Annotated in this window: 22 protein-coding genes; 12 read left to right on the forward strand and 10 right to left on the reverse strand. The window is 63.6% G+C overall.

The features are described 5' to 3' along the window. Positions 1 to 64 precede the first annotated feature (64 nt). The 3 genes from HX613_RS18750 to pdxH form a co-directional block, all read right to left on the reverse strand. Positions 65 to 874 (reverse strand): C40 family peptidase, encoded by an 810-nt coding sequence (locus HX613_RS18750; RefSeq protein ID WP_235346733.1) that lies wholly within the window; start codon positions 872 to 874, stop codon positions 65 to 67. 465 nt (positions 875 to 1,339) lie between these two features. Further along, positions 1,340 to 2,026 carry a metal-dependent transcriptional regulator gene (locus tag HX613_RS18755; RefSeq protein ID WP_235346735.1) on the reverse strand — a complete coding sequence of 229 codons (687 nt, stop codon included), beginning with the start codon at positions 2,024 to 2,026 and terminating at the stop codon, positions 1,340 to 1,342. Positions 2,027 to 2,279: 253 nt separating this feature from the next. Then, a complete protein-coding gene (pdxH, locus tag HX613_RS18760; protein ID WP_235346736.1) occupies positions 2,280 to 2,951 on the reverse strand; it encodes a pyridoxamine 5'-phosphate oxidase in 672 nt (223 codons plus the stop codon). Positions 2,952 to 3,129: 178 nt separating this feature from the next. Here pdxH and serC point away from each other — a divergent pair, with 178 nt between their 5' ends. After that, a complete protein-coding gene (serC, locus tag HX613_RS18765) occupies positions 3,130 to 4,284 on the forward strand; it encodes a phosphoserine transaminase (RefSeq protein WP_235346738.1) in 1,155 nt (384 codons plus the stop codon). A 341-nt stretch (positions 4,285 to 4,625) separates the two neighbouring features. On the opposite strand, the gene HX613_RS18770 is transcribed toward serC, so the two are convergent. The 5 genes from HX613_RS18770 to HX613_RS18790 all read right to left on the reverse strand — a co-directional run bounded on the left by HX613_RS18770 (position 4,626) and on the right by HX613_RS18790 (position 8,510). Continuing rightward, a complete protein-coding gene (locus HX613_RS18770) occupies positions 4,626 to 5,123 on the reverse strand; it encodes a DUF456 domain-containing protein (RefSeq protein ID WP_235346739.1) in 498 nt (165 codons plus the stop codon). A 93-nt stretch (positions 5,124 to 5,216) separates the two neighbouring features. Further along, positions 5,217 to 6,476 (reverse strand): MFS transporter, encoded by a 1,260-nt coding sequence (locus tag HX613_RS18775; protein WP_235346740.1) that lies wholly within the window; start codon positions 6,474 to 6,476, stop codon positions 5,217 to 5,219. A gap of 9 nt (positions 6,477 to 6,485) precedes the next feature. After that, positions 6,486 to 7,394, reverse strand: coding sequence for a DUF3027 domain-containing protein (locus tag HX613_RS18780; protein ID WP_235346741.1), 909 nt, complete (start codon positions 7,392 to 7,394; stop codon positions 6,486 to 6,488). Further along, the gene (locus tag HX613_RS18785) at positions 7,394 to 7,774 is read right to left on the reverse strand and encodes a cold-shock protein (protein WP_235346742.1); all 381 of its coding nucleotides are present in this window, start codon (positions 7,772 to 7,774) and stop codon (positions 7,394 to 7,396) included. Before HX613_RS18785 ends, HX613_RS18780 begins: the two co-directional genes overlap by 1 nt. A gap of 505 nt (positions 7,775 to 8,279) precedes the next feature. Beyond that, the gene (locus HX613_RS18790; protein ID WP_204233106.1) at positions 8,280 to 8,510 is read right to left on the reverse strand and encodes a hypothetical protein; all 231 of its coding nucleotides are present in this window, start codon (positions 8,508 to 8,510) and stop codon (positions 8,280 to 8,282) included. Positions 8,511 to 8,582: 72 nt separating this feature from the next. On the opposite strand from HX613_RS18790, the gene HX613_RS18795 reads away from it, so the two are divergent. Both HX613_RS18795 and HX613_RS18800 read left to right on the forward strand, forming a co-directional pair. Next, complete coding sequence (locus HX613_RS18795) at positions 8,583 to 10,739, forward strand: helicase-associated domain-containing protein (protein WP_235346743.1); 2,157 nt, start codon at positions 8,583 to 8,585, stop codon at positions 10,737 to 10,739. A 58-nt stretch (positions 10,740 to 10,797) separates the two neighbouring features. Beyond that, positions 10,798 to 12,432, forward strand: a complete 1,635-nt coding sequence (locus tag HX613_RS18800) for a DNA repair helicase XPB (RefSeq protein ID WP_235346745.1) — start codon at positions 10,798 to 10,800, stop codon at positions 12,430 to 12,432. A gap of 389 nt (positions 12,433 to 12,821) precedes the next feature. Here HX613_RS18800 and HX613_RS18805 read toward each other — a convergent pair whose 3' ends face one another. Then, positions 12,822 to 14,501 carry an ABC-F family ATP-binding cassette domain-containing protein gene (locus HX613_RS18805; RefSeq protein ID WP_235346746.1) on the reverse strand — a complete coding sequence of 560 codons (1,680 nt, stop codon included), beginning with the start codon at positions 14,499 to 14,501 and terminating at the stop codon, positions 12,822 to 12,824. A 29-nt stretch (positions 14,502 to 14,530) separates the two neighbouring features. Beyond that, positions 14,531 to 15,490 (reverse strand): EamA family transporter, encoded by a 960-nt coding sequence (locus tag HX613_RS18810; RefSeq protein ID WP_235346747.1) that lies wholly within the window; start codon positions 15,488 to 15,490, stop codon positions 14,531 to 14,533. A 290-nt stretch (positions 15,491 to 15,780) separates the two neighbouring features. Between HX613_RS18810 and HX613_RS18815 the strand changes: the two genes are divergently transcribed. From HX613_RS18815 to pspAB, 9 genes are all read left to right on the forward strand, one after another. Further along, positions 15,781 to 16,368 carry a CGNR zinc finger domain-containing protein gene (locus HX613_RS18815; protein WP_235346748.1) on the forward strand — a complete coding sequence of 196 codons (588 nt, stop codon included), beginning with the start codon at positions 15,781 to 15,783 and terminating at the stop codon, positions 16,366 to 16,368. Between the two features lie 194 nt (positions 16,369 to 16,562). After that, on the forward strand, positions 16,563 to 17,318 hold the full coding sequence (locus HX613_RS18820; protein ID WP_009881891.1) for a response regulator transcription factor: 756 nt from the start codon (positions 16,563 to 16,565) through the stop codon (positions 17,316 to 17,318). Between the two features lie 30 nt (positions 17,319 to 17,348). Next, positions 17,349 to 19,202, forward strand: coding sequence for a sensor histidine kinase (locus HX613_RS18825; protein WP_235346749.1), 1,854 nt, complete (start codon positions 17,349 to 17,351; stop codon positions 19,200 to 19,202). Next, a complete protein-coding gene (locus HX613_RS18830; RefSeq protein WP_235346750.1) occupies positions 19,199 to 21,334 on the forward strand; it encodes a trypsin-like peptidase domain-containing protein in 2,136 nt (711 codons plus the stop codon). The genes HX613_RS18825 and HX613_RS18830 overlap by 4 nt, the downstream gene beginning before the upstream one ends. Before the next feature lie 181 nt (positions 21,335 to 21,515). Further along, a complete protein-coding gene (locus tag HX613_RS18835) occupies positions 21,516 to 21,803 on the forward strand; it encodes a WXG100 family type VII secretion target (RefSeq protein ID WP_204233112.1) in 288 nt (95 codons plus the stop codon). Between the two features lie 202 nt (positions 21,804 to 22,005). Further along, on the forward strand, positions 22,006 to 22,752 hold the full coding sequence (locus tag HX613_RS18840; RefSeq protein ID WP_198396532.1) for a PspA/IM30 family protein: 747 nt from the start codon (positions 22,006 to 22,008) through the stop codon (positions 22,750 to 22,752). Further along, positions 22,749 to 23,033: a PspA-associated protein PspAA gene (gene pspAA / locus HX613_RS18845; protein ID WP_235346751.1), complete on the forward strand. Its 285-nt coding sequence runs from the start codon at positions 22,749 to 22,751 to the stop codon at positions 23,031 to 23,033. The genes HX613_RS18840 and pspAA overlap by 4 nt, the downstream gene beginning before the upstream one ends. A gap of 87 nt (positions 23,034 to 23,120) precedes the next feature. After that, positions 23,121 to 24,029, forward strand: a complete 909-nt coding sequence (gene htpX, locus HX613_RS18850; RefSeq protein ID WP_235346752.1) for a zinc metalloprotease HtpX — start codon at positions 23,121 to 23,123, stop codon at positions 24,027 to 24,029. 50 nt (positions 24,030 to 24,079) lie between these two features. Next, the gene (gene pspAB / locus HX613_RS18855) at positions 24,080 to 24,679 is read left to right on the forward strand and encodes a PspA-associated protein PspAB (RefSeq protein WP_198396529.1); all 600 of its coding nucleotides are present in this window, start codon (positions 24,080 to 24,082) and stop codon (positions 24,677 to 24,679) included. The last annotated feature ends 25 nt before the right edge of the window (positions 24,680 to 24,704 follow it).

Raw genomic sequence — 24,704 nt, forward strand, 5'->3', positions numbered from 1 at the left:
GCAGAAACTCCCCGTCTGACTCGAGGACCGTCGAGTCAGGCGGGGAGTTTCTGTGTGAACTGGATCAGAGAACGCGGATGAAGGTGACGTCACCCATCCAGCTGTAGCTGCGCTTCGAGGTGCCTGACCCTGGTGAGCCGGCATCGTACATCTGTCCGTCACCGGCGTAGATGCCGACGTGACCTGGGTGCCAGATGAGGTCACCGGGCTTGGCCTCCGACTGGGAGACGACCTGGCCGGCGGCCTTCTGTGCACCGGAGCTGCGAGGCAGGTTGACACCCACCTTGCCGTAGACCCAGGCGGTGTAACCGGAGCAGTCCCAGCCGCTCTGCGAGGTTCCACCGTAAACATATGGGGTGCCGACGCCCTTGCCTGCCCAGCCGATGACCTGCTCGGCCTTGGAGCCGTCGATCGAACCGGCATCGGAGTCTTTGCTCTCGCCCTTGTCACCGGAATCTGAGGTGCCGGCGTTTGCGGAATCGCCTGAAGTGTCTTCGGCGGTCTCAACGGGCTCTGGCTTCGGCTCAGGCTTCGGAGCAGCCTTGGCGGTGACGGTCTGGACGTCGGCGCTGAAGGAGGAGTCCTGCTTCTTGTCCTTGTCCTTGGAATCATCGTCAGCATTGACGGTCGCGGTCTGGTTCTTGAATTCGACCTGTGTCTGAGCTTCTGACTCGGCGGAGACTGCGACGTTGTCGTCGGCTCCCTGTCCTGCTGCCGGAAGGACTGCTGCGGTGAGCAGACCACCGCTGGCAGCGACAACGGCTGCACGGCGTCCGAAGACGGCGGAGTTGGCGTTCAGGATTTCTGTCAGTTCGGTCAATGGAGTCTTGACCTTGGCTTCAGCGGCGCGACGGCCATGCTGCTTAATTGCCACGTTTCCCTCTCGTCACCTATTGGAATGGATCCCAACCGCCACTCTCGGTCCTTAGAAATTTTGCATCGAGCGTGGCGCGCGGCTCTCGAGGCAAAGCCGTCACTTTCGTGAACGACCTCCATAACTGTAACCAATCAGTGACCGATTGTCACGTTTCTGTCACGAACCTCGCTCGAGACCACGGAGGTTTTCCATAAATGTCCAGGTCAGAGGCCTGAAATTCAGGTAAATGTTCGTAACATTGGCGCGTTATACGACACGGCCCAGGGGTGTTCTGACACTCCCTGGGCCGTGCTCAACGTCATTTTGTAACAAATCGATCCTGATCGAGACCATCGGCCGTGACCGGGCTGTCTCGGCGCAGGATCTGCCAACGAGGCTTGCTTCTCGACGACGCTTCACTCTCTACAGGGCCGACCACTCGACCGAGTTCACTTCTTGCCGAGGACTGCCTCTGGAGGGAACTTACTTCTTGTAGGCGAATACGTGTGAAGCAGTGTCCAGCGGCAGGTCGAGCACATCCTGTGCACCCGGAACCTGGACCGTGATGTACTCGCCGTTGCGTGAGATCTCCACATCGCTGTCCGGCAGGACACCTGCGACCTGGAACTGCTGCAGCAGGTGGATATCGACCTGCAGAGGTTCTGCCAACCAGGCGATCCGAAGCTCCTTCGCCCCGTCGCGAGCGACAGCCGTCGCCAGATCGACGACCTCGGTGCCTGGCGTCTGCTTTCCACCGATCACGTCAAGGCCAGGGATCGGGTTGCCGTACGGGCCCGAAGCGGTCTCGGGGAGCAGGGTGACGAGTTTGCGTTCGACCTGCTCGCTCATCACATGCTCCCAACGGCAAGCTTCGTCGTGGACGAGTTCCCACTCGAGTCCGACGACGTCTGCGAGGAGCCGCTCGGCCAATCTGTGCTTGCGCATCACTTCGGTGGCGATCCGACGCCCCTCGGCCGTCAGCTCCAGATGACGGTCGTTGCTCACATGCAGCAGTCCGTCACGCTCCATCCGCGCCACGGTCTGTGAAACGGTGGGACCGGAGTGATCCAAACGTTCAGCAATCCGAGCGCGCAGCGGCACGATCGACTGCTCCTCAAGCTCGATGATCGACTTGAGGTACATTTCAGTTGTATCAATGAGGTCGTTCACTTCAGACCAGCCACTCCACTCTTCGTCTTCAGGCCCATTCGACCATTTCAGGCGTTCTCTGCATCAATCCTATCCCGCGTGCGTCCAATCACGTATGTTCAACCGACGTTGATGTCTACCGCTGAATGCGCAATGAGGGAATTCCCCGGTCGATCCCTCGACCTCGGCACCTGGACCACGATCCCGCCTGCCCGCTCAACGCTTGAAGTGAGGCGACTATTTCGCTGCGTCCTCGACTCAGCCGACGCCCACTTCAAGGGTAGAGACGGACAGGGTCCCACGCGGCCTCCTGCGAGAGATCCGCAGGCTCGTGACTGCCATCTGCACGGCGGAATGCCCACCGATCGTGGAACCGATTCTTCTGTCCCTGCCAGAACTCGATCTCGAAGACGCGGACTCGGACTCCTCCCCAGTGATCGGGTCGGGGCACTTCCTTGTCCGCATACTCTGCGAAGGCGGCATCGTATTCTGTCTGCATCTGCTCCCGTCCGCTGACGGGCTGGGACTGCTTCGACACACTGGCCGCAATCTGGGATCCATGGGGGCGCACGGCGAAGTACGCGTCCGAGTCCTCGGGTGCGACCTCCTCGGCGAGGCCCCTGATCCTGACCTGCCGTTCCATGTCCTGCCAAGGAAAGTTCACGGCCACTCGTGGATCGGCACGCAGCTGACGCCCCTTGGCGGAGTCGTAGTCGGTGAAGAACATGAACCCGGTCTCATCGATGCCCTTGAGCAGAACGATCCGTGATGACGGACCCCATTCATCGAGGGTCGAGACCGTCATCGCGTTCGGCTCGCGGACGTGCTCCGCGGCCTCGTCGTACCACTGTCGGAACAGCGCGAGCGGCGAGACCTCGGGATGGTCGAAGGTCGGTGACTCGTAGGACTTCCGGGTCTGCGGCAATCGGTCGACTGGCTCACTCATACCTTCACTCTACGGCGAGCCTGTGACACGAGTCATCGGCGGCCTGCACACGTCGTCGCATGAGTGCACAACGCATCGCCGAAGCCGCCGCCGGACACGACGCGATCCAGACCTGACATGTCTGTTCATGACGATGCCGGTCATTGCCCACACGTGAGTGCGTCGTAGAATGTCGAGCGTGACTGCCACGAATATAACGATCCCAGACGAACTCCTGCCCGCCGACGGACGATTCGGAGCCGGCCCGGCTCGCATCCGCAAAGCCCAGATCGAGGCGCTGAACTCCGCCGCCGATGTGCTGGGCACCAGCCACCGCCAAGCACCCGTGAAGAAGCTGGTCGGTCGCATCCGCACCGGCCTGGCCGAACTCTTCAACCTGCCCTCAGGCTACGAGGTTGTCCTCGGCAACGGCGGATCCACCGCCTTCTGGGACGTCGCCGCCTTCGGACTCGTGCGCGAGCGGGCCGCACACGCGACCTTCGGCGAGTTCGGTCAGAAGTTCGCCAAGGCCACCGATGAGGCCCCACACCTGCAGGACTCGCTGATCCTCAAGGCCGAGCCCGGCACCTCAGCCATCCCCTCCCCCGCTTCCTTGGCCAAGACGGCCGGGGCCTCCGAAGCCAGGGCAGACGTCTATGCCTGGCCACACAACGAAACCTCGACCGGTGTGGCCACCACGATCACCCGCCCCGAGGACATCGACGAAGACGCGCTCGTCGTCATCGACGCCACGTCCGGTGCCGGTGGTCTGCCTGTCGACATCACCGCGACCGACGTCTACTACTTCGCACCGCAGAAGAACATGGGCTCCGACGGCGGCCTGTGGGTGGCGATCATGTCCCCGAAGGCCATCGCACGTGCCCAGGAGATCAAGGATTCCGGGCGCCGGATCCCCGCGTCCCTTGATCTCGTGACCGCGATCGAGAACTCCCGCAAGGATCAGACCTACAACACCCCTGCCGTGACGACGCTGGTGCTCCTGGCCGAGCAGATCGAGTGGATCAACGGCAACGGCGGCCTCGAGTGGGCCACCGCCCGCACCCGGGAAACTTCCGGTTTCGTGTACGACTGGGCCGATGCCGCCGAGGTGGCTCATCCCTTTGTCGAGAACCCTGAGGATCGCTCTTCGGTTGTGACCACCATCGATTTCGACGATTCGGTCGATGCGGCCCTCGTCGCCTCGGTGCTGCGCAACAACGGCATCGTCGACGTTGAGCCCTATCGCAAGCTGGGCCGCAACCAGCTGCGCATCGCAACGTTCGTCTCCGTCGATCCCGAGGACGTCAAGGCCCTGCTGGCAAGCATCGACTTCGTCATCGACGCCCTGGCCTGAAGCCTCGTCACCCCGGGTGCCGCAGGGTCCGGTGCCGACTGGTCCGGTGCCGTTCACGGCGAACACTTTCAGCACCCCGCACCCGCAGCTCCAAAACATCTCATTGCAAAGGGGTGTTTTGGAGCTGCGGGTGTGGGGTGCTGAACTGTCTGTGGGCGAAGTGGCCGGCGGGAGGACGTGCGACTACCGGTGCATGATGCGGTGCAAAGAACCGGCGCGAGGCACCGCAAGATCGAAAACTCCTTGTTGCAACGGTTGCTTTCCGCACTAACGGTGCCCTTTGCACAGGTGACCCCCGGCTCCCGACGGTACAGGTGGCCCCCGGCTCCGGCCCCCGGGCCTCAGCCGAGGAAGTGGATGAGGGTTCCGATGCCGAAGGTGATGGCTGCCAGCAGGGCGAGAAGGAACTCGAGAGCGGTGCCGATGCCGATCGCCTTGAGTGATTCCCAGCTGGAATCCCAGGCTTCCTTGGCGTCGTGAAGGCGCATGTGTTCGGCGAGGTAGAGACCGGCGATGAAGCCAATCGGCAGGCCGACGACGGGAATCACGAAGAACCCGATGATACCCAGGAGACCCGCCAGCAGCACGGATCTGTTGGGAACCTTCATCGCCTTGAGCTTTCTGCCCGTGAGCACCAGGGAGGCGCTCATACCGCCGGCGACGAAGACGGCGACGATGGCGAAGATGATCCAGGCCATCGGCCCGCCGATGACGATCGCCCACACCAGCACGGCAATCGCGATGAGGATGGATCCCGGCAGAACGGGCAGGATGATGCCGAGGCAGCCGACGAGGATCGCCAGTCCGACCAGCACTGAGGTGAGAATGTCCGCGTTCACTGTCTGTCCGATCTGTTGCTCATGGGGCTCCCAATATTAAGGGACCAAGCTCTGCGCCGCGCTCAGGATGGCAGAGGACTGCCGACCCTCTCCTCAGGGCCGGCCGAGATAGCTCACGTGGAGACGGATGCGAGATTTGGGGTCATAGCTCAGGCGCAGGTTCTTCGACACGATCATCCACACCAACCCGACGCTGAAGGCGATGATGCCCGAGGCGGCTCCCACGCCCATCGCCATCCGCGGTCCGTACAGATCGGCGACCCACCCTGCCAGCGGTGCGCCGATGGGAGTCCCGCCCATGACGACGGCTGCGTAGATCGCCATGACCCGACCGCGATAGTGCGCGGGAGTCGTCGTCTGAACATAGGCATTGGCGGAGGTCATCATCGTCAGCGACGCGAAGCCCACGAGCATCAGCGAAGCCGCGAAGACGTAGTAGTTGGGTATCAGAGATGCTGTTCCCACGGCGAGGCCGAATCCGCCGGCCGCGCCGAAGATGAAACGCAGCCTCGGCTTCTCCCGCTTCGCCGAGGCGAGTGCTCCGGTCACGGATCCGATCGCCATCACGGAGTTGAGCAGGCCGAAGCCGCTGGCGTCCTTGCCGAACTCGATCTTGGCCATGGTGGCGGTGTAGATGTTGAAGTTGAATCCGAAGGTCGCGACGATGAAGAGCACGACCAGCACGATCGTCACATCGGGACGTCGTCGCAGGTATTTGAATCCGCCCAGAATCCCGCCCTTGCCCCTGCGCCCCGAGGGGTGCAGCCGGGTCTGATCCAGACGGATGAGCACCGTCAGGGTAGCAGCGAACCCGAGTCCGCTGATGAGGAACACCGGCCCGGCACCGATGAGTGCCGTCAGCACGCCGGCGACGGCGGGGCCGATCATGCGGGCACCGTTGAATGATGCGGAGTTGAGGCTGACTGCGTTGGGAAGCAGCTTCTCACCGACGAGCTCAGAGACGAAGGCCTGTCGGGAGGGGTTGTCGAGGGTGGCCAGAATGCCCAGTGCCAGAGCCGTCAGGTAAACGTGCCAGAGGACGATGACGTCGGTGATGACGAGCACGAACAGGAGCAGTCCTACGGCCCCCAGCAGCGTCTGGGTGACCATGAGCAGCTTGCGCTTGGAGAACCTGTCGGCGATCGCTCCTGCGAAGGGGAACATGATGAGCTGTGGGCCCATCTGCAGCGCCATGGTGATGCCCAGGGCCGAAGCATTGTTGTTCGTCAAATAGGTGAGGACGAGCCAGTCCTGGGCCGTCCTCTGCATCCACGTTCCAGTGTTCGAGATCAGTGCACCGGCGAACCAATGTCGGTAGTTCGGTTCAGCCAGTGACCGGAACGTGTGTGCCATCTCGGTGTGTCAGCCCTCCTGGAACTCGAGTTCGCCGGCGGAGTAGTCGTCAACCACGGCTTCGGCAGGATCTGTGCTCTGCCGGCTGATATCGGTCTCCGAATGGGCTCCGCAGCCGAAGTCGAGTGCGACGACCTTGCCGTCGGCCGGGGACCAGCCATTCGCGCAGACTCCGAACTTCTGTCTCAGCGATCCGGCCAGCGGCATGAGGTATCCGCAGCTGGAGCAATGGGCCGAGGCCTTCGCCGCGAAATCCGATTCAGCGCCGGTCTCCGATTCGGCCCACCTGGTAGCGGCCGATGAGATGCCTTCGGGCGAGAGGACCCGGCGGCGGCCGAGCCCGAACTCAAAATTCGGTATCTCGTCCAGATTGCCGTCCGAGGTCTCTTCGACCTGTTCGAAGCCCTGCTGCAGGTTCGGATCGTCCTCGACCTTCGGCAGAGTGTCGCGAGGAGTCAGATCGCCGGGTTCGACACGCTGATCCCAGGGGATCCATTCCGGCGCGACGAGGGAGTCGGGGCCGGGCAGTAGTGCTGTCTCGCAGACCGTGACCTTCTTCGACCGAGGGGCACGGGCGAGAACCGCGACCCAGCGCCAACCGCGGTAGATCGGATCGGTGCACGCGAAGTAGTGGGTGACCAGGCGGGTGCCCTCGGCCAGCGTGCCCAAGTGATCACCGATCACGGAACTGCCGGCAACCTCGGCGATGGCAGAACGCGCAGTGTCGATGGCCGCGGCCAGCTGTGCATCGAGGACGACCTTCTCGGAGCTCGCCCGCGGCGCCTTGGTCGGCTTCGCCGGCGCTGCAGCCTCAGCCTTGACAGGTGCTTCAGCAGCCGACGCCGCCTCGGCGGGCGCAGGGTCGTTCGTCGGCTCGGCACTCTGGCCGGCCAACCAATCACTGAAGAGTGATGACATCAGGACTCCAAATCGTCGGCAATTGCCCGCAGCAGTGCGGCTACCTTGTTCCCGTGGGATGAATCGGGGTAGCGGCCGTGCTGCAGTCCGTTATTGAGGTCATCGAGTACTTTGATGACATCTTCAACCATAACTGCCATGTCCTCGGCCGGGCGTCGGCGGACCTTCGCCACCTTCGCCGGGCCGGAGAGCAGCCTGGCTTTGAGGACCTGAGCCCCGCGTCGGGAATCGACCACATCGTAGTCGAGGCGGGTGCCCTTGGTGACCTCAGCGTCCTCGGGCAGGACTGAGGAGTGGAGGAAGGCCTGTGAGCCGTCCTCGGCGATGACGAAGCCGAAGCCTTTGTCGACGTCGAACCATTTCACGCGTCCGGTTGGCATGATGTCCTTTCTGGTACTGCTCGTAGTTGGTGCTGCTGGTGGTTGGTGTTGCTGGTGGTTGGTGTTGCTGGTGGTTGGTGTTGCTCGTAGTTGGTGCTGCTGGTGGTTGGTGTTGCTGGTGGTTCGTCAAGCTCGTACTCGGTGATGCGCAGTGGTGCGTGGCATCAGGATCTGTCCCCATCGCTTCGCCCGGCTGCAGCGACGCGGCCCAGGATCCTCTTCACGATTTGATCCGGAACCGCTCCGCATCCGATCTCGCTGTGTGCTCGTCCGGTGTGCTCATATGCCGTCGCATCGCCCGAACGTGTGTCGAAACGGTGTGCTGGCCGAACAATGACCGACCGATTCGCCCTAGGTACCGGCGGTGACTGTGGCCAACCTCGGCGCGATGCCGTCATGGTGGGGTTGGCGCCCGGCGCTGACTTCGCGACCACCTTGCACCTCGCTGCGAGGCGATCGCCTCAGCGGAGGAGCGTGTGCCGACGACAGCGCCCGCGGGAGAGTTTCAGCTCTGGCCCACCTCGGTCTGTCTGCGTCTCAGTGCTGCTCTGACCAGGGCCAGGGCGACCAAGGCGAATGCGATCGGGAGGAGGATCATCGGCAGATATGTCAGCAGGTGAGACGGGGCGTAGCCCATCCAGGCCTGGCCCAGTACGCCCATGAGCGCGACTGCGCCGATGAGGGCGGCGGCAACGGCTACGACGACGATGGTGGTGTCGACACGCTTGGCTGACAATGCTCGTCCTTTCCGAGATCTACGACGGTCTTCTACCCATCTATTGTAACCCTCGCGGTAAACTGAACAGCGATGTCAATGACCTTCAGCCAGTGGCTGTCCCACAGTTCCGATACCGACTTCGAGTCCTTCGTCCGGACCCGTCGCGATCTCCTCCAACCAGAGTCTCCGACGATCCCCTCGCTGGCCGCGGCAGCTTCCTCGCGCATCGGCGTCTCCCGGGGCATCGAGGCACTCACCTCTGCCCAGCTCGACGTCTTCATCGGCTTGGCCAAGGCCGCTCGCACCGCAGCAGACATCAACGTGGGTGAGAATCGTCATATCGACGATGCCCTCGCCGAGGTGGTCCTCCCCCGACTGCGCGACCTGGGCCTGGCCTGGCCCTCGTCCTCCCCCACCGAGGCGGCTTCACCGTCTGAGTCCACCTGGCGGATCCAGTCGGAGGCCATCACACTGCTGCCCACCTCGGCGGCCGAATCCGCCCGGGCTCACCCGTGGCAGACGAACACCTCCGAACTCGACTCGAGCACAGAGACGATCCCGACGGCTCTCATCCACAACAGCGAACGAGCCGCCGTGGCGGAGGTCATCTCCTCCCTGCGCGGACTCGTCGATGAGCTGGCGAGCGCGCCGATCTCCCGTCTGACCAGCGGCGGCATCTCCAAACGAGACGTCACCCGAATCGGGAAGACCATCGATCTGGGTCTCGAGCAGACGATCACCCTGCTACTGGCTGCGAAGTCGTTGAACCTCATCGGCGTCCTCGATGACCCGCTGGATCCGCAGTGGACGGCCAGCGACGACGCGGCCAATGTCCTCGAAGGCGACAGGGCGCAGCTGTGGGCGGCGCTCATGACCTCCTGGCTGCGCGAGCCCCTCGACGTCACCCAGCTGGCGGCCGGTGCAAGCGCCAATGAACGCCTCACCGTCCTCGCATCACCGAAGAAGTCCCTGTTCAAAGGCTTCGCTCAGTCGCAGCCGACGATGCCTCTTCTGCGCTTCACCATCCTGGAGATTCTGCACGACATCGGGCAGGGATCCTCACGCTCGGCCGAATGGATCCACGCGCAGGTGTTGGACAGGCGTCCACTCATCCCCGCTCACGATTTCGCGATGACAGAGGCGATCCTGCACACGGCAGGTGCCTTCGGTCTGGCGACGACCCCGCTGCAGAATTCCGAGCACTTCGGGCCCAGCCGGTTCGGTGTCCTCCTCGCGGCCGGACTGCGAAGTGCGATGAGCGCCCAAGCCGCCCACGATCCGTCGATAGCACCGGTGAATTTCGGCCTCGAGGGCCTCGAAGTACCCAACGATGTCATCGACGCGGTCCGCCTCGGACTCGTCGATGAGGTCGAGACCGTGCTCATCCAGTCCGATCTCACCGCGGTGGCGACCGGGCCCATCGAACCACGCGTCCACCACATCCTGCGCAAGTTCGCCGTCGTCGAAGCCCGCGGGCAGGGCACTGTGTACCGCATCGACGCCGACACGATCGAGGCGAGCATGCAGGCCGGCATCAATGCCGAAGACGCCCTGGCCCAACTCGCCGAGATCAGCGCCGAGGCTCTGCCGTCGACGTTGAACTTCCTCGTCGAGAACACGGCTTCGAAGCTGCGCCGTGTGCAGGTTGCCGGAGCCCGTGCCGTCCTCGTCGTCGACGATCCCGTCGACCTCGACGTCATCCTCTCCGACCAAGCCATGCTCCCGGCCGGTCTGGAACGTCTGGCACCGACCGTGGCGGTCGGGCAGCTAGGCCCCGAACGCACCATGCATCTGCTCGAGTCCGCCGAGCACCACGCCATGCTGCACTCCCCCTCGGGACCGGTGCGCAAACGCAAGGTCATCACCCAGGCCGACCCCGAGGTGCATCTACGCAAACGGGCACGGGTCGACGATGCCCACCTCGACGATTACATCCGCATCCTTCGCTCCCCCGGAGCCCGGGCGGCCCCGGCCACGAGCACGGACGAGCCGCTGGGGCACATGGATCGCCTCCGGGAAGCCGCCGAGGCGGGCCAACAGGTCACAATCACGCTCGCCGACTCGCATGGGAAGGAACGCGTCATCGACATGCTCCCGTCCACCGTCAACGGTGGACGCGTGCGCGGGAAGGTGAAGACCACCGGCGCCGAGGCGTCCCTGTCGATCGCACGTATCGTCAGCGTCGATGTGGCCGGCGTTGGGTCGCACGGGACGGAACCGTCCGACGGGGCGGAGGAACAATCCTGAGGGCACAGACGTTAGGCCCTCGGAAGTCACCTCGGCGTGGAAAGAAGCAGGAACTTAAATGAACGGTCCGTTGATCGTGCAGTCCGACCGGACTGTGCTGTTGGAATCGGGGCACCCCCTGGCCGTCGAGGCGGCCGTGGCGATCGCGCCGTTCGCTCAGCTCTCGCGGACGCCGGAGTACATTCACACGTACACGATCACCCCTTTGGGCCTGTGGAACGCCCGGGCCAGCGGACATGATGCGGAGTCTGTCGTCGACGTTCTCCTCGAGTTCGCGAAATATCCGGTGCCCCATGAGCTGCTCGTCGACATCGTCGACATCATGGACCGCTTCGGGGTCCTCACCCTCATCGAAAATCCGATCCACGGTCTGACCCTGACCTCGACCGACACCGAGCTGCTCGCCTCTCTCATCGGCCAGCCGGATCTGGTGGGCAAGTTCGGCAAGTCCCTCGATGCCGAATCCGTCCTCGTCCACCCCTCGGAGCGCGGTGAGCTCAAACATGCCCTGCTGCAGTTGGGCCATCCCGTCTCTGACCATGCCGGCTACGTCGACGGTGAGGCCCACGAAATCTCGCTGTCCGATGACGCCCATGGTGGGCAGTGGCATCTGCGTGACTATCAGAAGGAAGCCATCGACCACTCCCTGAGCGGAGAGTCCGGAGTCGTGGTGCTGCCCTGCGGTGCCGGCAAGACCATCGTCGGTGTGGCCACGATGTCGCGGGTGCAGACGACGACGCTGATCCTTGTGACGAACTCCGTGGCCGCCCGGCAGTGGAAGGACGAGATCCTTGCCCGCACCTCGCTGACCGAGGATGAAGTCGGTGAGTACTCGGGGTCGACGAAGGAGATCCGACCGATCACCATCGCCACCTACCAGGTGCTGACGACTCGCCGCAAAGGCTCCTACCTGCACCTGGAACTCCTCGACGCCAAGGACTGGGGGCTGGTCATCTATGACGAGGTCCACCTCCTGCCCGCACCGATCTTCCGTCTCACCGCGAGCCTGCAGGCCCGGCGACGCCTCGGTCTCACCGCCACACTGGTGCGCGAGGACGGACGTGAGGATGAGGTGTTCTCCCTCATCGGCCCCAAGCAGTACGAGGTTCCGTGGAAGGAACTCGAACGCATGGGCTACATCGCCACCGCGTCCTGTCACGAAATTCGGGTCCGCCTCGACGGCGGGACACGCACGGCCTATGCACGTGCCGACGGTGAGGATCGGTACCGGCTCGCGGCCACCTCGGATGCGAAGCTGCCGATCGTGCGCGAACTCGTCTCCGACCACCCCACTGCGCAGATCCTCGTCATCGGGCAGTACCTCGATCAGCTCGAGGAGATCGGGGCTGGCCTGAACGCTCCCGTGCTGACCGGTCAGACTCCTGAATCGCAGCGCCAGGAACTGTTCCGCGAGTTCCGCACGGGCCAGATCCCTGTGCTCGTGGTGTCGAAGGTCGCGAATTTCTCCGTCGACCTGCCCGCCGCCTCGGTGGCGATCCAGGTTTCCGGTGCCTTCGGGTCCCGGCAGGAGGAGGCCCAGCGTCTGGGTCGGATCCTGCGGCCGAAGGAAGACTCCGGCTCCGCGACGTTCTATACCGTCGTCGCCGCCGACACTGTCGACGAACACTTCGCGGCCCAGCGTCGCCGCTTTCTCACCGAGCAGGGCTACAGCTACGACATCGAGGTCCGCTGAAAACTACCTGACGGCGGCCCAGCAACCTGGCGCAAGGTTGTTATGCCGCCGTCAGGTAGTTTCAAGTACGAGTTCGTCAGTGGAGATCGCTTGCACCTGCAGAAGCAGCGAATAGCTTGTACTCTGCAGGGATGTCGAAAACTATGGCAACAGGGCTTGCCCTCACTGCGGCCGGGCTGATCGCAGGCATTCTATCGGGGTGCTGCTGGTCAACCTCGGTCTGCAGGCAGACGAATCTCCCGCCGGCGGAGACAGCATCAGCGGGTGGTGGAACGGATGGTGGCAAGCGGGTGGAAGTCTGCTGATTCTGCTGGCCGGGATCATCGTGACTTGTCGCGCTGGAATGATGAAAGCCGAAAGCCAAGTCGCCTAAGGCAACGCCGTACCACTCACCCGCGCGATCGCACCACGCGGCCCTCGTCCCAGACCGGGGCCGTCGACTCGTAGACGTCTCCGTCGGAACCGAAGACTAGGAACCTGTCGAAGTCCCGGGCGAACCAGCGATCGTGGGTGACGGCCATAACCGTGCCGTCGAAGGCTGCCAGCGCGTCCTGGAGCGCTTCGGCCGAGACCAGGTCGAGGTTGTCCGTGGGTTCGTCGAGCAGCAGCAATGTGGCCCCGGCGAGTTCGAGCAAAAGGATCTGGAACCGCGCCTGCTGACCGCCGGAGAGCGAACCGAAGGTCTGCTCCGCCGCCCCTGCCAGCTCATAGCGAGCGAGTGCGCGCGAAGCCGGCTCTCGCGGGAGGCCGTTGCGGTGCTCATCGCCCCTGTGCAGAATATCGAGAAGGCTTCTGCCCATCAGGTCCGGCCGTCCATGAGTCTGGGCGAACCACCCCGGTCGGACCCTGGCACCCAGTCTCGCCCGCCCCTCATGCTCGACGGGTGGGATCTCGACGTCGGAGACCGGCCGATGCTCAGGTTCCGGATCGCTGCCGCCAGCGGCCAGGAGTCGCAAGAAGTGCGATTTGCCCGATCCGTTCGAACCCAGGACTGCGATTCGATCCCCATATCGGACCTCAAGGTCGAAGGGCAGCATGAGATTGCTCAGCTCCAGCTGGTCCGCGACGATCGCGATCTTGCCGGTGCGACCGCCCTTGAGCCGCATACCCAGGTTCTGCTCGCGCGGAATCGCCTGTGGCGGCCCGACCGTCTCGAAGCGCTCCAGCCGAGTCTGCGCGGCACGATAGCGCGAGGTCATGTCGGAGTTGTAGGCAGCCTTCTGCTTGTACATCTGCACCAGGGCCCTGAGCTTGGAGTGCTCCTCGTCCCACCGTCGTCCCATCTCCTCCAGCCGTTCGAAACGGGACTTCCTCGCCTCGTGGTAGCTGCCGAAGCCGCCGGGATGGACCCAGGCCGTGTTGCCCGCAGCAGAGAGCTCCAGGGTGATGATCTCCGATGCCGCCTGGGCCAGGAGTTCGCGGTCGTGGGATACGAAGAGGACGCTCTTGTCGGTCTCGGCCAGCGCCTCTTCGAGCCAGCGCTTGCCCGGAACGTCGAGGAAGTTGTCGGGTTCGTCGAGGATGAGAATGTCGTTGTGACCGCGCAGGAGCGCTTCGAGGACGAGTTTCTTCTGCTCCCCTCCCGACAGCGTTGAGATCGACCGATCCCGGCATTGCTCGAAGCTCATCCCCAGCGCCGAGGTGGTGCAGGTGTCCCACAACACCTCCGCTTCGTAACCGCCGGCTTCACCCCATTCGCCCAGCGCATTGGCATAGGACATCTGCACGGCGGTCGACTCACCATCGGGCCCGAGCAGCTTCTCCTCGGCCCGCCTCACGACGGCCGCGGCGGATCGGATACGTTTCGGCGCCAACTCCTCGAGCGCCTCGGCGACGGTGTCTGCGGTGATGAACTGACGCATCAGACCGACGCTGCCGGTGTGGGACACAGAGCCTTCGTCGGGGGTGAGTTCGCCGGTGAGAAGTCGTAGGAGGGTAGTCTTCCCTGCCCCGTTGGCACCGATGAGTGCGGCCTTCGTGCCGTCACCGACGCGGAAGGACACCGAATTCAGCAGCGGTCTGCCATCGGCCAGAGTGTACGAGACGTCATTGATTTCGATGTGGCCCATGCGTTCAAGCTATCAGCTGCCGCCGCACCTCAGACCGAGGCGAACTCCTCCGAGGTGACGACGACCTCGCGGGAGGCAACTCGACGAGCCAGGCGCGACTCGCCCCATTTGATGAAGCCGACGCCGCCGACGATGAACACTCCGCCGAAGAGCTGAATGGGTGCCGGCAGCTCGAACAGGACGAACCATGCCACGATCACGGAGAACGGAACCTCGACGAGGTTGAGGAACGAGCCGATGGTCGCCCCGATGTAGCGAAGACCCAGGATGCCCGTGATGTAAGCGCCCACGGTGAAGACGACGATCATCGACATGGGAAGGATCCAGGAGACCTGGTATCCGCCGAAATCGACATCGGCGGCGACGGCGCCGGCTGGCATGACCCCTGCGAGCACGATGACGGCCATCACGAGCGCCCCGATTCCCATGCCCAGGCCGGTCAAGGCCACCGGCGGAACGTTGATGGAATCCTTCGCAGAGACCAGGAAGTAGCTGGCCAGGCACACTGCGGCAGCGAGTGCCATGATGACACCGAAGACGCTGATATCAGAGTTGCGGAGGTCGAGCACGAGCAGGAGTCCGACCATCGAGACCACCACGCCGACGAAGGTCACCGTCGCCGGCCGGGTCCGAGTCCGCGCCCAGATCCAGAACACGAGGAGCATCGGCGCCGTCATCTCGAGCAGCAGTGCCACGGCCACGGTGAGGTGTTCGACGGCGACGAAGTAGAAGCCCTGGACACCGGCCATCGACACGAGCCCATAGATGAGCACCGTCTTCCAGTTGGCCCGCACTTCATCCCAACGCCCACGCAGAGCGATGAGGGTGGGGATGAGCAGCAGAACGGCCGAGCCCGCGAGTCGGATGAGCACGACAGAGCCCGGCGTCCATCCGGTCAGATACATCGTCTTCGCGATCGGCCCGGAGACCGCGAAGAAGAACGCGGAGGCAAGAGTCAGCAGGAACCCCATGACGACGGTGCGATTCATTCTTGACCTCCTGGGACGTGCGCGGATTCGACGCGAACAGGTGCCCTCGCCGAGGTGGTGCATGTGGGTGAGTTGTGGTGTGGAACAGTTGTGGTGTGGAACAGATGTGGTGTGTGAGTGAGAACTGCGGAGATGTGGGTGGCCCGAGAGCGACCGAGTTGTGCCGATCGGCAGCTGACGCGACGCGCGCTGTGCGGGCATGAGCCCTACCTTATGCAGTATTCACCACGGCCGCGAAATGAGTCAAATGCACTTTGGTCCTTACATGCTGTGGAAGAATGTGACCCACAATGACTTTCGCCAATGACATTCGATCGAACCTCACCATGCTCGTCGACCTGCTGAATACCTCCGGCGCCATCGCCGAGGAGGGAGATGAGCTGACGACTGCCGCCGGACTCCACGGATTCGCGGCCCGACACGACTTCTCAGGCCCGCTGAAGGCCACGAAGTCCGACGTCAAAGAGACCCGGGAACTCCGTGAACGCTTCGCCATCGCCCTCGATGCCAGCATCGACGCCGAGACTGAATCCGAGGCCTCGAAGGCCACGGAGCGCATCGTCAGTGAGGTCAATATCACACTCCAGTGGGCCGGTGCACTGCCACAGCTGGTCAGACATGGGGACTGGGATTGGCACCTGCACGCAGTGGGTCAGTCGGCGAGCCTGGCCGATCGGGTCGCCGCCGACGTCGCGCTGGTCCTCATCGACCTGATCCGCAGTGGCGACCTCGACAGGCTCGGACTCTGCGCCGCCGAGGATTGCAACGCCTACCTCGCCGACTTCACCCGCAATCGCTCGAAGCGCTTCTGCGATTCCGGCACCTGCGCGAACCGCACGCATGTCGCCGCCTTCCGCGCCCGCCAAACCGACTCCTGAAGTCGAGGCCAAGTTTCCTGTGCTTCAACTGTGCATGAGCGCATATATCCCTCATATTGTCGGGCGGTTCCTGAGAGCGCATGCGGCACTCAGGGGCCAAAAGGACTTTTCTGAGAGTTTTTCAGTGATCTAGATCACAATCGCATTCAGGAAACTATCACTCCACTTTCAGAGATGAGCTTCAGACTGGATACATGACCACAGCAAACGATACCGACATCGAAGCCACACTCCTCGTTGTCGACGATGAGCCCAATATCCGCGAACTCCTCTCGACCAGCCTGCGCTTCGCAGGCTTCGACGTCGTCTCGGCTGCCAACGGTGCCGAAGCACTTCGTCTGGCCGAGCAGACCAACCCCGACCTCCTCGTCCTCGACGTCATGCTGCCGGACATGGACGGCTTCACCGTCACGCGTCGCCTCCGCCAGATCGGCATGAACGCTCCGGTCGTGTTCCTCACCGCCCGTGATGACACCTCGGACAAGATCACCGGCCTCACCGTCGGCGGCGATGACTACGTGACGAAGCCCTTCAGCCTCGAAGAGGTCGTCGCCCGCATCCGCGCCGTGCTGCGTCGGACCCGCAGCCTCGAAGACGAAGAGAACGCTGTCATCATGGCCGGCGACCTCGAACTCGATGACGACACTCACGAGGTGCGTCGCTCCGGCATCCTCATCGACCTCTCCCCCACCGAGTTCAAGCTGCTGCGCTATCTCATGCTCAATACGAACCGGGTGCTCTCGAAGTCCCAGATCCTCGACCATGTCTGGGAATACGACTTCGGCGGGGACACCGGAATCGTCGAATCCTACATCTCCTACCTGCGCCGCAAGATCGACGTCACGCCGGAAACGGACGCCGCCGGACACCCCGTCGAAATGGAGTGGACGCCGATGATTCAGACCAAGCGCGGCGTGGGCTACATGCTGCGCACACCAGAATCCAAGTAGTCGGTCAAGCTCAGGCGCTAGATTACTCACGTGGTAAAAGAATCCCGTCCTACCAAACCCGGCTTCTGGGAAGAATGGTCGCTGACCACCAAGCTGCTGGCCATCATGATGTTGCTCATGCTGCTCGTTCTCTCGGGAACGAGCGCCTGGGTGCTCGAGAACCTTCGCGACAGCCTCGTCGAACGCACCGATGAGAGACTCATCAATGCTTCGGAGACGCTTGCCAAGCAGGCCTATCAGGATGTGTTCCAGCCTGCCCAGCTGCAGTCGTCTTCATCGTCGAGCAAGGACCAGTCAGCGGACTCGGACAGCAGTGACGGGACGGAATCCTCAGCTGGCGCTCCCACCACCATCGATTCGAGCTCGTGGGACGAGCTCAAGAGCCTCATGCCCGGAGGCTTCTACGTCCAGTTCTATGATACGAGCGGCAAACCGATCAGCGATCCTGTGGCTCCCGAGCCGGGCAACAGCCCGGTTCTGCCGAAGATCAACGAGTCGAAGGTCTACGCGCAGGGCGGTGAGCCATTCACGGTCCCCGGGAGTACCTCACAATGGCGGGCGCGTGCGATGAAGGTCCAGAACACGGATGTGCTCGTCTCGATCGCGGTGCCCTTCGACCGCGAGATCGACAACATCAACGAGCGGGCCCGCAACACGATGATCGGCATCGGACTGCTGGCATTGGCCATGGTGGCAGGCGTCGGATACTGGGCGATCAACAACACCTTCCGCCCGCTGCGCGACATCGAGAAGACCGCCTCACGGATTGCCGCCGGCGACCTGAGTCAGAGAGTGCCGACCTTCCCCCGCAACACAGAGCTCGGTCGCCTGTCAGGCGCACTGAACACGATGCTGGGACGGATCGAGGACTCCTTCGACGGGCAGACGCGATCGGAGAAGCGCATCCGCCAGTTCGTCTCCGATGCCTCGCACGAGCTGCGCACACCGCTGGTGACCATTCGCGGCTATGCCGAGCTCTACCGGCAGGGCGCGATCACGAAATCAGATGACATCGGAAACGCCATGGAACGCATGGAATCCGAAGCCAAACGCATGGGCGTGCTCGTCGACGACCTCGTCGTCCTCGCCCGCCTCGACGAGCAGCGACCCGCCGAGATCGGTCCAATCGACCTCCACCGGATCGCCCGCGACGCCGCCGCCGACGCGGCTGCTCAGGCCCCCGACCGCGACATCAGCTTCATCGGCCTCGATGGGGAAGATGCCCAGCCCGTGCCGATGATCAGGGGCTCGGAGTCGAAGATCCGCCAGGTCATCGTCAACCTCGCCGGCAACGCTGTCCGCCACACCCCCGAGCACACCGCCATCGAGTTCGCCGTCGGCGTCGTCGGTGGCCGCGCCGAGGTGACTGCGGAGTCCGCTGGCCCGTCGGATAGTCAGGACACCGGGTCAAAGACCGGGGCTAACAAGACGGTGGCGAAGGACAGAACCCGCGAACGCGGATTCGTCACCGGCGGTGTCCGCATCTTCCGCCGAGGCGACTCGAACGGCAACGATCAGAACGACGCCCAGGCGCCCACCGGCATCGTGCCCGATATGACTGCGGCCGGCTCCATCACCGTCGACGATTCGCTGCGCGGATTCCCCAACGGACGAGTCAGGTTCGAGGTTCGCGACCACGGCGACGGGATCGATCCCGAGGTCGTTCCCCGGATCTTCGAGCGATTCTACCGCCTCGACGTCTCCAGGACTCGAGACACCGGCGGGTCGGGCCTCGGACTCTCCATCGTCAAGGCGATCGTGGAGAACCACCACGGTTCGATCACAGTGCACCAGACACCGGGAGGCGGTGCGACGTTCCGCATCGATCTGCCCATCTCAGAAACTGAAGACAGCGCTCCGGACGCACGAAAGGACGAGCGATGAGCAGCAACGACCCTAACAATCAGGGCAACAACTCCGACAACAGGGGACGGCACGGGGATCAGGACCACCGGACGTTCCCCACCGATGGCTCACGCGAATCCTCAGACAAACCCCGCAACTCGACTGCAGGGCACCAGGGCTCCACAGACGGACCCCGCCGTTCGGCAGAGGTCCCACGGACCTTCCCGAACGGTACGAACGGCTCGAATGGTCCTGCTCGGGTCAGTCCACCCGTTGCGCCTCCTACCCGGCCGAGCAGCCCTGAACAGAGACCAAGCCAAGGCGGCAGCACGGGTCAGGACCAGGCACCGACACAGAATCAGGCTCCGTGGCAGGGACAGGACCCCCGGCAGGGGCAGAATCCTCCTCAGATGCAGCCGACTCGTGCTCAACCCCCTGTGGACTCACAGGCACGGTACCCCGGCGCATCAGGGCAGGCTGGACCATCAGGGCAGCCCACGTCACCGGGGCAGCCCGGGCCATCAGGGCAGCCCGGGTTATCGGGACAGTCCGACGCAACGGGGCAGGGTGGGCAACCTGCGTATGGCCCCGGCCAGAACTACGACGGAACCCAGCGCCATGATCGCGGCCCCGAAAACAGCAGCAACGGTCAGTACAGCCACCCCTATGCCGAAGTCGGCACACCCAACGGTGCAGCGCAGGCCGGCCAGAACTCCCCCGCTGACACGAACCCGTATGGCACTCCGTATTCTCAGGGAACCGGGCAGCCAGCAGCAGGCACAACTGCAGGTGCCGCCGCAGGAGCGGGTGCTGGTGCGGCTGCAGGCACAGGAGCAGCCGCATATGGCCAATTCGGCAGTCAGCCGAACCAGGGCGGGTACCCCACGTCCGATTACGCAGCGTTCCAGTCCGGGCCCGGTGGGCCAGGTGGGCCAGGCGGGCCAGGTGGGCCAGGCGGGCCAAGTGGGCCAGGCGGGCCGGGACCGTATGCAGACCAAGGACCCTACGGAGTTCCAGGACCGTACGGAGGCCAAGGGCCGTACGGAGGCGAAGCACCACCTCGGCGAGAGAAGCGAGGTCCGGGTTGGGGTGCGACAATCGCCATCGCGCTGATCGCGGCCCTGTTGGGCGGAGGCGCAGCCTTCGGCGGGAGCTACGCGCTTGGTGCCCTCGGCGGAGAGGATTCGCGCAAGGTCGCCGATCAGACCATCGAAACCCCGGACTGGACCGAGGTCGCCAAGCAGACTTCCCAAAGCGTCGTCTCGATCCAGGTCGGCACCAATGGGCAGGTGGAGGGACTGGGATCAGGCTCGATCTACGACGACCAGGGACACGTCATCACGAACAACCACGTGGTGGCCCCGGCCGACACTCCCTCCGGCGAGATCGCTGTGACGATGAAGAACGGGGGAACGATGAAGGCCGAGATCGTCGGCCGCGATCCCTCGACCGACATCGCAGTCATCAAGCTCGACCAGGTGCCGAAGGACGCTGGTCCGCTCCCTGTCGGCGATTCGAAGAAGATGAAGGTGGGAGATCCGGTGATGGCATTGGGCAACCCCCTCGGCCTCGCGGACTCGGTCACCACCGGCATCGTCTCGGCCCTCGACAGGCCCGTCTCCACGGAGAACATCGGCGAAGACGCGAGCTCGCAGGAGAAGGAGATGACGATCACGAACGCCATCCAGACGGATGCCGCGATCAACCCCGGCAACTCCGGCGGTCCGCTCGTGGACGGTGACGGCAACTTCATCGGCGTGAACTCCGCGGCGGCCTCGCTGAGCCAGGCCGGTGAAGGCGGGCAGTCGGGATCGATCGGCATCGGGTTCGCCATCCCCGCCTCACAGGCCGTGATGATCGCCGATCAGCTCATCTCAAGCGGCAAGGCACTGCATCCCTTCCTGGGGATCACGCTCACCGATGGACAGATCAACAGCGGCGGCACCACGCGTGGCAGTGCGAAGGTGCAGTCGGTGCAGTCCGGATCGCCGGCTGACAAGGCAGGCTTCAAGGACGGCGACGACATCGTGTCCGTGGCTGGAACCGAGGTGAACAACGCGATCGCTCTGCGGGCACTCGTCCGTGCACAGCCGACGAACTCCCCCGTAGACTTCACCGTCATCCGCGGCGGCCAGGAGCAGACATTGAAGACGACGCTCGAGCTGAAGTAGCACCACTTGAGTGCAGATCGCTGTGGATGACGATCTCACTTAAGTGCGTTGAGGGTGTGGACAGCCAAGCGCTGTCCACACCCTCTTTCAATGGGCTTCTTCGAACACGGGTGAACCGCGATGCTGGGGTGAGTCCCGGTGCCTCGTTCCGAGCTCCGGTGCCCCGCCGCTAGGAGAAGTCATGAGTTTCGAAGTCGATGCCGAACGCGTCTCATCCGCAGCCGCCGCCACTGCAGGGACCTCCCGCACCCTCGTTGCAGAATCCAATACGATGCTGAGGAATCTTCTGGCCCTGCAGGAGTGTTGGAAGGGAAGTGCGGCACAGAATTTCCAGACGGTCATCAATGAGTGGGAGGGCGCTCAGAAGCAGCTGTTCGAATCACTGACCTCGATCCACGGGGCCCTCAACACTGCGGCCGCGCAGTACTCGGAGGTCGAGGCAGCGAACTCCCGACTCTTCGCTCCGTGAGCACCGACCATGCAGCCCGTCGTTCCCCGCGAATTTCCGCTGAGGGCGTCTGTTTGAGTTCTGTGTCCGCGTCTGGCAAATTGTCAGCCTTTATTAGTAGGCTGATAGCGATAGTTCGCGGCGGTGCCGGCTACGTTTCTCCAGCTTCGGAGACGAGCGGTCAGCACCGTCGGGTCAAGACCTATGCAGGAGTCGACTACGGATGAGCATCTTCCAAAGGATCGCGGCGATCTTCGGCGCCAAGGCCAACAAGGCGCTGGACAAAGCCGAGAACCCCAATGAAACTCTCGATTATTCATATCAGAAGCAGCTTGAGCTGCTGCAGAAGGTACGCCGCGGTGTTGCCGATGTCGCCACCAGCCGCAAGCGCCTCGAACTGCAGATCACTCAGCTCGAACAGCAGCAGAACAAGCTCAGCGGCCAGGCCCAGAAGGCCATGGAGATGGGCCGCGAGGACCTTGCCCGTGAGGCACTGACGCGGAAGTCGGGGCTGGACCAGCAGATCACCGATCTGCAGGGCCAGCACGAGGGACTGCAGGGCGAGGAGCAGAAGCTCACGATGGCCTCGCAGCGTCTGCAGGCCAAGGTCGATGCCTTCCGCACCAAAAAGGAGACTCTCAAGGCCACGTACAACGCAGCCGAGGCACAGTCGAAGATCGGCGAAGCCTTCTCCGGCATCTCCGAGGAGCTCGGCGACGTCGGACTCGCAGTCCAGCGTGCCGAGGACAAGACCGCTTCGCTCCAGGCTCGTGCCGGTGCCGTCGACGAGCTCATCGCTTCGGGCGCACTGGAAGATGTCACTGGTTCCTCGAAGGACGACATCAGTGCACAGCTCGACGCGCTCTCAAGCGACAACGACGTGGAGATGGAGCTCAACCGGATGCGTGATTCGCTGCCGGCATCTTCCGACAAGCAGCAGCAGTCGCTTGAAGGCGAGGACAAGCAATGATCATCCGCATCATGGGCGAGGGACAGTTCGACATCGCCGACGTCGACCAGAACCTGTTGCAGAAGTACGACAACCAGGTTGAAGACGCCGTCAACGCCGCCGATGAAGAGGCCGCCCGAAAAGCTCTGCATGCCCTTCACGACTACGTCGTCGGACACGGCAAGCCCGTCTCGGACGACTTTCTGGGAACGAGTGAGGCCGTCGTGCCGTTCGTCGATGCGACTCTGCAGGAGATCACAGAGCTCCTCACCGGTGAAGGCTTCATCCCAGATCCAGCCTGATCCACAAAGTTTGATATCGGTGACTCCGGCCCACTGCCTTAACCCAAGGCCGTGGGCCGGAACTGCCACACCCAGAGAGGAACCACGATGAAGAATCGTTTCGTCAAGGACAACGGACTCACCATGCGTATGGGGTGGACGATCTTCCTGAACGGACTCATCTACGTGATCCTCATCCTCGCCATCTGGTGGATGCTCGGCGGCAGCACCGGCGGCGTGATCATCGCGGTCCTCGTCAGCGGCGGCGCGTTCTTCTTCCAGTGGTACTTCTCCGACAAGATCGCGATGAAGGCGATGGGTGCACGGGAAGTCTCCCCCGAGGAAGCCTCGGAGCTGCACACGATGATCGACCGACTCTGCCAGCTCGCCGATTCGCCCAAACCGCGCGTCGCGGTCTCGAACTCAGCCATCCCCAACGCATTCGCCACCGGCCGTTCGCCGGAGCGCTCGGTCGTGTGCGTGACACGCGGCCTGCTCGAGAAGCTCGACCGCGATGAGGTCGAGGTCGTGCTGGCACATGAGCTCTCCCACGTCGCCCATCGCGACGTCACCATCATGACAGTCGCCGGAGTCACCGGTGTCGTGGCCGCTCTCATGATGCGAGCCGGCTACTACATGAGCTTCGGACGATCGAACAACAACGGCGGCGTCCCCATCCAGCTGCTGTTCATCCTCGTCGGTGCCGTCGTCTACGGACTCTCGTTCCTCCTCATCCGCAGCCTCTCGCGCTACCGCGAGCTCGCCGCCGACAGGGCCGCCGCCATCCTCACCGGCGCGCCTTCGACACTGGCCTCCGCGCTGACGAAACTCAGCGGCGACATGAGCAAGATCCCGGAGAAGGACCTGCGTGCCTCCTCCTCGGCGAATCATCTGGCGCTCATTCCCGCCGCCAGCGGCAAGGCCGCCCTCGGACAGCTCTTCTCCACACACCCCTCGCTCGACAAGCGTCTGGAGCAGCTGGCGCGGATCTCCGGGCAGCTCTCACAGCCCCAGTGAGCTTCGCCCGCAGACATCAACCGCACTGACCGACATCCACTAGGAGTTTCATGGGTTTCTTCGACGCTCTGTTGGGCCGTTCCAAACCGAAGCGTGCCAACCTCGACGACCTCTTCGCACTGCCACCCGCCGCACTGACGCTCGAGGCTGCAACCGGCTTCAAGCCCACCGGCGTCGGGGCCGTGGCGTTCCGACAGGTCGAAGGGGCGGCGTTCCAGTCCGCTGAGACCGAGAGCATCGCCCTCATCGGCTCGGACCCCGCTGCGAACGTGACCCAGCAGAACGACGGGTTCGGCTACACCTGGCAGGTCGTCTCCGACACCGACGCCGAGGTGGTCAACCTCGTCACCAATCTGCACGCCGTGAACTCGGCTCTGGTCAGCCAGGGCTTCGACACGATGCTGCTGTGCTCGACCGTGTACTTCGCGAACCCGGATGGGCGCCGCCTGGCACTCGTCTACCAATACAAACGCGGCACGTTCTATCCCTTTGCGCAGTCGGGTCCCAAGCAGCGCGACAACCCCCTGGAGATCCAGGTCCGCGGCGTACTGTCCAACGAGCTTCCGTTCGAAGAGGACACATCCAATTGGTCAGCCCTCTGGGATGCTCCCGGGCTCAATGACACACCAGAGGCCAATCAGCGACCCTGACGTCTTCAAGTCAGCTGCGTTGAAG

Source organism: Brevibacterium sp. UCMA 11754 (assembly GCF_021532275.1).
Lineage (GTDB): Bacteria > Actinomycetota > Actinomycetes > Actinomycetales > Brevibacteriaceae > Brevibacterium.